Source organism: Kitasatospora sp. NPDC087314, from assembly GCF_044744365.1.
In the GTDB taxonomy this organism is placed as follows: domain Bacteria; phylum Actinomycetota; class Actinomycetes; order Streptomycetales; family Streptomycetaceae; genus Kitasatospora.
Genome location: NZ_JBIUYE010000009.1, coordinates 378863 through 389382 on the forward strand (window position 1 = coordinate 378863; position 10520 = coordinate 389382).

Annotated in this window: 8 protein-coding genes and 1 rRNA gene; 5 read left to right on the forward strand and 4 right to left on the reverse strand. The window is 71.8% G+C overall.

Annotation, left to right across the window (positions count from 1 at the left end; all coding sequences use genetic code 11):
• The first annotated feature begins 15 nt into the window (after nt 1–15).
• The 3 genes from ACIO5E_RS21965 (at nt 16) to ACIO5E_RS21975 (ending at nt 3682) form a co-directional block, all read left to right on the forward strand.
• Nucleotides 16–957 (forward strand): PrsW family intramembrane metalloprotease, encoded by a 942-nt coding sequence (locus tag ACIO5E_RS21965; protein ID WP_400670308.1) that lies wholly within the window; start codon nt 16–18, stop codon nt 955–957.
• Between the two features lie 149 nt (nt 958–1106).
• On the forward strand, nt 1107–1325 hold the full coding sequence (locus tag ACIO5E_RS21970) for a heavy-metal-associated domain-containing protein (protein ID WP_280684313.1): 219 nt from the start codon (nt 1107–1109) through the stop codon (nt 1323–1325).
• A 68-nt stretch (nt 1326–1393) separates the two neighbouring features.
• Entirely contained in the window at nt 1394–3682 is a 2289-nt protein-coding gene (locus ACIO5E_RS21975; protein WP_400670310.1) for a heavy metal translocating P-type ATPase, read from the forward strand.
• A gap of 124 nt (nt 3683–3806) precedes the next feature.
• On the opposite strand, the gene ACIO5E_RS21980 is transcribed toward ACIO5E_RS21975, so the two are convergent.
• The 3 genes from ACIO5E_RS21980 to ACIO5E_RS21990 form a co-directional block, all read right to left on the reverse strand.
• Complete coding sequence (locus tag ACIO5E_RS21980; protein ID WP_400670312.1) at nt 3807–4526, reverse strand: SDR family NAD(P)-dependent oxidoreductase; 720 nt, start codon at nt 4524–4526, stop codon at nt 3807–3809.
• A gap of 537 nt (nt 4527–5063) precedes the next feature.
• Nucleotides 5064–6353 (reverse strand): citrate synthase, encoded by a 1290-nt coding sequence (locus ACIO5E_RS21985; RefSeq protein WP_400670314.1) that lies wholly within the window; start codon nt 6351–6353, stop codon nt 5064–5066.
• A gap of 225 nt (nt 6354–6578) precedes the next feature.
• The gene (locus ACIO5E_RS21990) at nt 6579–8813 is read right to left on the reverse strand and encodes an ATP-dependent RecD-like DNA helicase (RefSeq protein ID WP_400670316.1); all 2235 of its coding nucleotides are present in this window, start codon (nt 8811–8813) and stop codon (nt 6579–6581) included.
• Between the two features lie 221 nt (nt 8814–9034).
• Between ACIO5E_RS21990 and ACIO5E_RS21995 the strand changes: the two genes are divergently transcribed.
• Both ACIO5E_RS21995 and ACIO5E_RS22000 read left to right on the forward strand, forming a co-directional pair.
• Entirely contained in the window at nt 9035–9826 is a 792-nt protein-coding gene (locus tag ACIO5E_RS21995) for a VOC family protein (RefSeq protein WP_400670319.1), read from the forward strand.
• Nucleotides 9827–9916: 90 nt separating this feature from the next.
• Complete coding sequence (locus tag ACIO5E_RS22000; RefSeq protein WP_400670321.1) at nt 9917–10369, forward strand: GNAT family N-acetyltransferase; 453 nt, start codon at nt 9917–9919, stop codon at nt 10367–10369.
• A 64-nt stretch (nt 10370–10433) separates the two neighbouring features.
• Here ACIO5E_RS22000 and rrf read toward each other — a convergent pair.
• Nucleotides 10434–10520: ribosomal RNA gene (gene rrf / locus ACIO5E_RS22005) — 5S ribosomal RNA — on the reverse strand; the annotation flags it as partial.

Consider the following 10520-nt stretch of genomic DNA (forward strand, 5'->3'; position numbering starts at 1 on the left):
GAGGAGGCCCGACCGGTGTCCGGATACCGCAACACCCCCCGCATCTCCGATCCCCCGGCCCGCACGGCGGCCACCTCCCACCACTGGCTCCGGGTCTTCGCCGTCGGCCTGCTGCTGTGGATCGCCACCGTCGCCGTCACCTTCCTCACCGGGAACAGCAACCTGGTCCCGACCATCGTGCTGCTCGGCAGCTTCCTGGTCCCGGCCACCATGGTGATCTGGGCGTACGAGCGCTACGCCGCCGACCTCGGCCCGGACCGGATCTTCGCCTGCTTCGGCATCGGCGGCATCATCGGCGTCCTGGGCGCCTCGGTGCTGGAGACCTACCTGGTCTCGCCCTCGGCGTGGATGTACGTCGCCGTCGGCCTGATCGAGGAGGCGGTCAAGCTGGCCGCCCTGGTCATGGTGAGCCGCCGGCTGCGGGTCAGCGGGCTGCGGTACGGGCTGGTGCTGGGCGCCACCGTCGGCGCGGGGTTCGCCGCGTTCGAGAGCGCCGGATACGCGTTCAACGCGGTGCTGAGCATCCAGGGGCTTTCGCTCAAGGACCTGGTGGAGACGGAGATCCTGCGCGGGGTGCTCGCCCCGGTCGGCCACATCCTGTGGACGGCGATCATCGGCGGGGTGCTGTTCCGCGAGCGGCGCGGCGGGCGCTTCCGCTTCACCGCCCCGGTCATCGTCACCTACCTGGGCGTATCGCTGCTACACGCGCTCTGGGACAGCATGAACGGCATCGCCGTCTGGCTGGTCGCCAGGACCACCGCGAGCGAGTGGCAGCGCGCGCCGTTCGCCCTCGGCCACATGCCCGACCCGACCACCGAGCAGGTGCACCTGTACACCTGCTACGACACGGCCGGGCTGATCGTGGTCTCCTTGGGCGGGCTGCTCTGGCTGCGACTGCTGGTCCGGCGCGAGCGCGGGGCACCGATCCCGGCCCAGCTCCCGGCCTCCCCGGCCTGAGCCGGTCGTCCGCATACGCTCTGCTGTCGGACGCGCCCGCGAGGCGCGCCGCCCCACCCGCCCCTCCCGGGAATACCCCGGAGGGGTACGGTGTCAGCAGAGTAGAGCCCGGGCCGACGCCCGGGGCAGCACACCTCCCGGAGGCTCGGATGTCCAGCACCATCACCTACACCGTGACCGGCATGAGCTGCGGCCACTGCGAGAACGCGATCAGCGAGGAGCTCTCCGCCCTGGCGGGCGTCACCGAGGTCGCCGCCGACGCCAAGGCCGGCACCGTGACGGTCTCCTCCCTCGCCCCGCTGGACGACGAGCAGATCCGCAGCGCCGTCGACGAGGCCGGCTACGAGCTGGTCGGCCGCAGCGCCTGAGGTCCGTCCGGTGCGGCGGGGCCCGGGCAGCGGACCCCGCCGTACACCCCACCAAGGAGCTGATGCGCATGAGTACAACCGTCCCGGGCGTCCACGGCGCGGCCGGCGCCCAGGCACGGGACCGGGTCGAGCTGTCGATCGGCGGGATGACCTGCGCCTCCTGCGCGGCCCGGATCGAGAAGAAGCTCAACCGGATGGACGGCGTCGAGGCCACCGTCAACTTCGCCACCGAGAAGGCCCGGGTCGACTACGGCCCCGGGGTGACGGTCGAGGACCTGATCGCCACGGTCGAGCGCACCGGCTACCGCGCCGAGCCCCCGCCGCCCCCGGCGCCCGCCGCCCCCGCGCCGGTCGGCGCCGACACCACCGCCGACCGGACCGCCGCCGACCCCCTGCTCGACCGGCTGCTGATCAGCGCCGTCCTCAGCGTCCCGGTGGTCATGCTGTCGATGATCCCGGCCCTGCAGTTCACCAACTGGCAGTGGCTGGCCTTCGCGCTCACCGGCCCGGTCGTGGTCCACGGCGGTCTGCCGTTCCACCGCGCCGCCTGGACCAATCTCAAGCACGGCGCCGCGACCATGGACACCCTGGTCTCGCTCGGCACCCTGGCCGCCTTCGGCTGGTCGTTCTGGGCGCTGTTCTGGGGCCACGCCGGCCTGCCCGGCATGCGCCACGACTTCTCGCTGTCGATCGGCGACACCGACGCCTCGTCCACCCTCTACCTGGAGACGGCCGCCGCCGTCACCGTGCTGATCCTGCTCGGCCGCTACCTGGAGGCCCGCTCCAAGCGCCGGGCCGGCGCCGCCCTGCACGCCCTGCTCGACCTCGGCGCCAAGGACGTGTCCGTCCTCCGGCGGGGCCGCGAGGTCCGGATCCCGATCGGGGACCTGGCCGTGGGCGACCGGTTCGTGGTGCGGCCGGGCGAGAAGATCGCCACCGACGGTGTGGTGGTCGACGGCGGCTCGGCGGTGGACGCGTCGATGCTCACTGGGGAGTCCGTTCCGGTGGAGGTCTCCGTCGGCGACGGCGTCACCGGTGCCACCGTCAACGCGGGCGGCCGCCTGGTCGTCGAGGCGACCCGGGTCGGCGCGGACACCCAGCTGTCCCGGATGGCCCGGCTGGTCACGGAGGCCCAGAACGGCAAGGCCGCCGCGCAGCGCCTCGCGGACCGGATCTCCGCCGTCTTCGTCCCCGTCGTCATTCTGATCGCGCTCGCCACCCTGGTCGGCCGGCTGCTGGTCTCGAACAGCCCCACCGAGGCGTTCACCGCCGCCGTGGCCGTGCTGATCATCGCCTGCCCGTGCGCCCTGGGCCTGGCCACCCCGACCGCGCTCATGGTCGGCACCGGCCGCGGCGCCCAACTGGGCATCCTGATCAAGGGCCCGGAGGTCCTGGAGACCACCCGCAAGGTCGACACCATCGTCCTGGACAAGACCGGCACCGTCACCACCGGCCGGATGACCCTGCTCGCCGTGCACACCGCCGAGGGCGTCACCGAGACGGAGGCACTGCGCCTGGCCGGCGCCGTGGAGCACGCCTCCGAGCACCCGATCGCCGCCGCCGTCGCCAGCGCCGCCGCGGAGCGCACGGGCGGGCTGCCACCGGTCGAGGACTTCCGGAACGTCCCCGGGCAGGGCGTCCAGGGCGTCGTCGAGGGCCGGTCGGTGGTCGCCGGTCGGGAGGCCCTGCTGGCCGACCGGGCCCAGCACCTGCCGCCCGCCCTGGCCCGCGCCAAGGCCGCGGCCGAGGCGGCCGGCCGCACCGCGATCGCGGTGGGCTGGGACGGCGAGGCCCGGGCCGTCCTGGAGGTGGCGGACGCGGTCAGGCCGACCAGCGCCGAGGCGATCGCCCGGCTGCGCGCGCTGGGCCTGCGCCCGGTGCTGCTGACCGGCGACAACCGGGCGGTCGCCGAGGCCGTCGCGGCCGAGGTCGGCATCGCCCCGGAGGACGTGATCGCCGAGGTCATGCCGCAGGACAAGGTCGCCACCGTCAAGCGCCTGCAGGCCGAGGGCCGCGCGGTGGCCATGGTCGGCGACGGCGTCAACGACGCGGCCGCGCTCGCCCAGGCCGACCTGGGCCTGGCGATGGGCACCGGCACCGACGCCGCGATCGAGGCGGGCGACCTCACCCTGGTCCGCGGCGACCTGCTGGCGGCGGCCGATGCGATCCGGCTCTCCCGCCGCACCCTGGCCACCATCAAGGGCAACCTGTGCTGGGCCTTCGGCTACAACGTGGCGGCGATCCCGCTGGCCGCGGCCGGGATGCTCAACCCGATGATCGCGGGGGCCGCGATGGCCTTCTCCTCGGTCTTCGTGGTCACCAACAGCCTGCGGCTACGCCGCTTCCAGCCCGCCTGAGGCACCCGCCCGCCACCGCGAGGGGCCCGGACCGGACGAACCCCGGCCCGGGCCCTTCCCGGTGGCTCACCCCCGAGCAGCCACCGCAGCCCGAGCAGCCCGAGCAGCCCGAGCAGCCCGCCGCTCAACGCCCGAGCAGCTCGCCGCCGTTGCAGTGCAGGATCTCGCCGGTGATGAACCCGGCCTCGGGCGAGGCCAGGAAGTGCACCGCCGCCGCGACCTCGCCGGTCTCCCCGATCCGGCCGAGCAGGGTGCGCGCCGCCCGGCGGGAGACCTCCGCCTCGTCCAGGCGCGGGCCGAAGAACTCGGTGCCGGCCACCGTCCCCGGCGCGACGATGTTGGCGGTGATCCCCGAGGTGCCCAACTGGGCGGCCAGGAAGTGGTTCCAGGCGTGCAGCGAGGCCTTCGCGGCGCCGTACGAGCCGGCCCCGCGCAGGGCCGCGATCGAGCTGATGGTGACCACCCGGCCGGCGCCCGGGGTGAGCCGGTCCCGGATCGACTCGGTGAGCAGCACCACGGTCAGCACGTTGCGCTCGAAGTCGCCGCGCCAGCGGGCCAGCAGGGCGTGCGGCCCGGCGCCGATCACGGTCTCCCGGCTGCCGGCGTTGTTGACCAGGACGTCGATCCGCTCGGGCAGTTCGGCGAGCGCGGCCTCGACGGCGTCGGGGTCGGCGAGGTCGCACACCAGCGGGGTGACGTTCGGCCCGAGATCGGCCGCGGCCTTCTCCAGCACCGCGCGACGGCGGCCCACGATCACGACCCGTTCGCCCGCCTCGGCGAACCGCCGCGCGACTTCGTACCCGATTCCCGTGCCACCGCCGGTGACAACGACGTTCCTGGCCATCTGCGCACTCCCTCCCCAGTTCCGCCGCCACGCTGCGAGGGTGCGGGACGGTCCGTACCGGAATGCCACGATTCCTATCACGCTCGGTTGCCGTGACTGCGGGGAGGGTGACGTCGCGCGTGCGGGATCGTGTGGTATGGGCAGGGCACGGCGCGCACACGGAGCGTGGCGAGAGGCAGCTCACACCCCCCGGGCGTAACTTCTCGCACCCTGATACGTCTTAGGTTGGTAGTGCGGCAGTTTTTCCGATGGGCTGGGACGCGGCGAACGGCAAACGCGTCCCCGCACTGCCATCGGCTGCCGCCGACGGGGCTCCGGCGGGCCCCGGGACGGTCGTCGACCCTGACGACCTTCGCGCACGACGCCGGGGTTGCGGCGGGTCAGGGACGCTTTGAGCGGCCGTCCCCGGCCGCGGCCGCCCCCGGAGTCGTGCGCCGTACGGTTCCGTCCGCGTGCGGGGCGCCCACCCGGGCCCACCGCGCGGGGACGCGGAAGGGCCCGGCCGCACAGCGCGGTCGGGCCCTTCCGGGTACGGCGTCAGCGGTCGCCGAGGGCGACGTAGTCGCGGATCTCGACGCCGGTGTAGATCTGGCGCGGGCGGCCGATCCGGCTGGTCGGGTCGTTGATCATCTCGTGCCAGTGGGCGATCCAGCCCGGCAGCCGGCCGAGGGCGAAGAGCACGGTGAACATGCTGGTCGGGAAGCCCATGGCGCGGTAGATCAGGCCGGTGTAGAAGTCCACGTTCGGGTAGAGCTTGCGCGAGATGAAGAAGTCGTCCTTGAGGGCGTGCTCCTCCAGCTTGAGCGCGATATCCAGCAGCTCGTCGTTCTTGCCGAGCTGGCTGAGGACCTCGTGCGCGAGCAGCTTGACCTGCGCGGCGCGCGGGTCGAAGGCCTTGTAGACGCGGTGACCGAAGCCCATCAGCTTGACGCCGGCTTCCTTGTTCTTCACCTTCGTGATGAACGCGTCGACGTCGCCGCCGTCCTTCTGGATGCTCTCCAGCATCTCCAGCACGGCCTGGTTGGCGCCGCCGTGCAGCGGGCCCCACAGGGCCGAGATGCCGGCCGAGATCGAGGCGAACAGGTTGGCGTGGCTGGAGCCGACCAGGCGCACGGTGGAGGTCGAGCAGTTCTGCTCGTGGTCCGCGTGCAGGATGAGCAGCTTGTCCAGGGCGTTGACGATGACCGGGTTGAGCTCGTAGTCCTCGGCGGGGACGGCGAAGGTCATCCGCAGGAAGTTCTCGACGTAGCTCAGGTCGTTGCGCGGGTAGACGAAGGGCTGGCCCATCGCCTTCTTGTACGCGTAGGCGGCGATCGTCGGCAGCTTCGCGAGCAGGCGCACGGTCGACAGGTGGCGCTGGCCCGCGTCGAACGGGTTGTGACTCTCCGGGTAGAACGTGGACAGCGCGCCGACCACCGAGGACAGCATGGCCATCGGGTGGGCGTCCCGCGGGAAACCCTGGAAGAAGCGCTTGACGTCCTCGTGCAGCAGGGTGTGCTGGGTGATCTCGCGGTTGAAATCCGCCAGCTGGTCCGCGTTGGGCAGCTCACCGTTGATCAGGAGGTACGCGGTCTCGATGAAGCCGCCCTGTGCTGCGAGCTGCTCGATCGGGTAGCCGCGGTACCGCAGGATGCCGTTGTCGCCGTCCACGAAGGTGATCGCGGACTTGTACGCGGCGGTGTTACCGAAGCCGTTGTCCAGGGTGACCAGGCCGGTCTGCGGCAGCAGCTTCGAGATGTCGAAGCCGGCGTTGCCCGCAGTGCTCTCGACGACGGGGTACTCGTACTCGCCGTCCTGGTACCGCAGTACTACCGAGTTGTCGCTCACGTCTTCCTCACCGACGAAATGAATCCTCTTCCAAGGTGCCCTGACTGTCTCTACCATCCCCCATCTGGAGGACAGCCGCGCACCCGGGGTGGCCCGAAAGGGCCCGCCCCTACAAAACCTGCCGCCGCAGCCGGTACGAACCGGACAAGATCGGCACCACCCTAGGCTCTGCCGTAAATCTCTTCACGTCAAGAGAACATTAGAGGCAACCATCCTGTTGGATAATCATCCAGTTCCCAGCCGATGATCGAGGGCCGCGTGCCGCCGACCTGCACTGACGGTCCGTACGGCCTGCGCGATCGCCTTCCGTGACCCCACCAGTACCACCAGTTTCCTGGCCCTGGTCACAGCGGTGTAGAGCAGATTTCGCTGGAGCATCGTCCAAGCGGACATGGTGACCGGAATCACCACCACCGGGTACTCGCTGCCCTGCGAGCGGTGGATCGTCACCGCGTACGCGTGGGCCAGCTCGTCCAGTTCGTCGAAGTCGTACGCCACCTCCTCGTCCTCGTCGGTGAGCACCGTCAACCGCTGGTCGTCCACACTGAGGGCGGTCACCACTCCCACTGTGCCGTTGAAGACACCGTTCCGCCCCTTGTCGTAGTTGTTGCGCACCTGCGTGACCTTGTCCCCCACCCGGAACGTCCGCCCGCCGAACCGCCGCTCCGCCACCCCCTCCCGGGCCGGCGTCACCGCGGCCTGCAGCAGCGTGTTCAGGTTGCCCGCCCCGGCCGGGCCCCGGTGCATCGGCGCCAGCACCTGCACGTCCCGGCGCGGGTCGAAACCGAACTTCTGCGGGATCCGCCGCGCCACCACGTCCACCGTCAGACCGGCCGCCCGCTCCGCGTCGTCCTCCACGAACAGGAAGAAGTCCGCCAGACCGTCCGTCAGCGGCGGCTTCCCCTCGTTGATCCGGTGCGCGTTGGTCACCACGCCGGACTGCTGCGCCTGCCGGAAGATCCTGGTCAGCCGCACCGACGGGATCGGGCCGCCCTCTGCCAGCAGGTCCCGCAGCACCTCGCCGGCCCCCACCGAGGGCAGCTGGTCCACGTCCCCCACGAACAGCAGGTGCGCCCCCGGCGGTACCGCCTTGACCAGCTTGTTCGCCAGGATCAGATCCAGCATCGACGCCTCGTCCACCACCACCAGGTCGGCGTCCAGCGGCCGGTCCCGGTCGTACGCCGCGTCCCCGCCCGGCTTCAGCTCCAGCAGCCGGTGCACCGTCGAGGCCTCCACCCCGGTCAGCTCCGACAACCGCTTCGCCGCCCGCCCGGTCGGCGCCGCCAGCACCACCTTCGCCCGCTTCGCCAGCGCCAGCGTCACGATCGACTTCACCGTGAAGGACTTGCCGCACCCCGGACCGCCCGTCAGCACCGCGACCCGCTCGGTCAGCGCCAGCCGCACCGACTGCGCCTGCTCCGGCGCCAGCTCCGCCCCGGTCCGCTTCGCCAGCCACTCCAGCGCCACCGGCCAGTCCACCGAACCGAACCACGGCATCCGGTCGGAATCCGAACGCAGCAGCCGCAGCAACTGGTTGGCCAGCGAGATCTCCGCCCGGTGGAACGGCACCAGGTACACCGCGGTGATCGGCTCGCCCGCCTCCCCCGGCACCGACTCCCGCACCACCCCCTCCGCCGCCACCAGCTCCGCCAGGCAGTCGATCACCAGCCCCACGTCCACCTGCAGCAGCTTCACCCCGTCCGCGATCAGCCGCTCCTCGGGCAGGTAGCAGTGCCCCTGATCGCTGCTCTGCGACAGCGCGTACTGCAGCCCCGCCTTCACCCGCTCCGGGCTGTCGTGCGGGATCCCCACCGCCTGGGCGATCCGGTCCGCCGTCAGGAAACCGATGCCCCACACGTCCGATGCCAGCCGGTACGGCTCGTTCCTGACCACCCCGATCGAGCCGTCCCCGTACTGCTTGTAGATCCGCACCGCGAGCGAGGTCGACACCCCGACCCCCTGCAGGAAGACCATCACCTCCTTGATGGCCTTCTGCTCCTCCCAGGCCGCCGCGATCTTCTTCGTCCGCTTCGGCCCCAGCCCCGGCACCTCGATCAGCCGGCCCGGCTCGTTCTCGATCACCTCCAGGGTGTCCACCCCGAAGCGCTCCACGATCCGCTCGGCGAACCGCGGCCCGATCCCCTTGATCAGCCCCGAACCCAGGTACCGCTGGATGCCCTGCACCGTCGCCGGCAGCACCGTCGTGTAGTTCTCCACCGTGAACTGCCGCCCGTACTGCGGGTGCGAACCCCACCTCCCGTGCAGCCGCAGCGACTCGCCCACCTGCGCGCCCAACAGCGCGCCCACCACCGTCAGCAGGTCGTTCCCGCCCCGACCGGTGTCCACCCGGGCCACCGTGTAGCCGGTCTCCTCGTTGGCGTACGTGATCCGCTCCAGCACGCCCTCGACCTGCGCGAGCTGGCGCGGCGCCTCCTGCCCCGACTGCGCCTGCCTGGCCACCGGGACCCCCTTCGACCGGTACGGGTGGACCTTTCCGTTACGCACCGTACCGCCCGGCCCCGACAACCCCGCACCCGCGCCGACCGCCCCGGTTCCCCTGCCGACCGCTTCCCGAACGCCCTGCCGTGCAGCGCCCCGGCCGGGGTGCCAGGCTGGGAGGGGCAAGGGGGGCACCGACAGCGACCGCGCCCGCACGGGCCCCCGTCCGAGGAGCAGAGCCCATGCTTAACACCGCCTTCCGCCCCGGCTCCCCCGCCTGGGTCGACCTGGGCAGCCCCGACACCCAGGCGTCCGTCAGCTTCTACACGGCCCTGTTCGGCTGGACCTTCGACTCGGCCGGCCCCGAGGCCGGCGGGTACGGCTTCTTCCAGCTCGACGGCCGGACGGTCGCCGCCCTCGGCCCGCTCGCCGAGGAGGGCGCCCTGCCCGCCTGGACGCTGTACTTCACCACCCTCGACGCCGACCGCACCACCGAACTCGTCGAACAGGCCGGCGGACGCGTCCGGTTCACCCCCTTCGACGTCTTCACCGCGGGCCGGATGGCCGGCTACGCCGACCCGACCGGCGCCGAGTTCGCCGTCTGGCAGCCGCACGACACCCGCGGCCTGGACGTCGTCAACGAGGAGGGCAGCCTCTGCTGGGCCGAGTGCTACAGCGTCGACGCCGAACGCGCCAAGTCCTTCTACCGCAGCGTCTTCGGCTGGCAGGAGCAGGACGTCCCGCTCGAAGGCGTCCTCTACACCGTCCTCACCCCGGCCGGCGCCGGCAGCGACGACGCCCACGGCGGCATCATGCAGCTCGGCCCCGAGCACACCGCCGCCGGCACGACCTCGCACTGGCTCCCCTACTTCGAGGTCCCCAACGTGGACGCCAGCCTCGCCATCGCCGACACCCTGGGAGCGACGGTGCGGATCCCCGCCATGGACGTCCACGGCGTCGGCCGGCTCGCCCAGCTGCACGACCCGCACGGCGCCGTCTTCGCCGTCATCACCAGTGCCAAGCCCGGGGAGTGACGTCGGATCACCCCCGAGAAGGGCCGTGAGGGGGTCCTACGGGCACCGGCGGCCAGGGGTGCGGGGAAGGCGGCCACCTATCCTCTGATCATGAACGAACTGACGATTCGCCGGGCCACCGAAACCGACCTGCCCGCGATAGTGGCCATGCTCGCCGACGACCCCCTGGGCGCCACCCGCGAGAGCCCTGACGACCTCGCGCCCTACCTGGCCGCCTTCGCCCGCATCGACGGCGACCCGCACCAGCACCTCGTCGCCGCCGAACGCGCCGGCCGAACCGTCGGCACCCTGCAGCTGACCGTGGTCCCCGGCCTCTCCAGGAAGGGCTCCACCCGGACCATCATCGAGGGCGTCCGCATCCACGCCGACGAGCGGGGCACCGGCCTCGGCACCGAACTGATCGAGTGGGCGATCGAGCGCGCCCGCGAGCTCGGCGCGGACCTCGTCCAGCTCACCTCCGACGCGACCCGCACCGACGCCCACCGCTTCTACGAACGGCTCGGCTTCGTCCCGTCGCACCTCGGATTCAAACTCCAGCTCTGATTCCGGCCCGGAAATGCGAAGAACCCCCATCCGGTTTCCCGGATGGGGGTTCTTCTGAATGATTGTTCGGCGGCGTCCTACTCTCCCACAGGGTCCCCCCTGCAGTACCATCGGCGCTGTAAGGCTTAGCTTCCGGGTTCGGAATGTAACC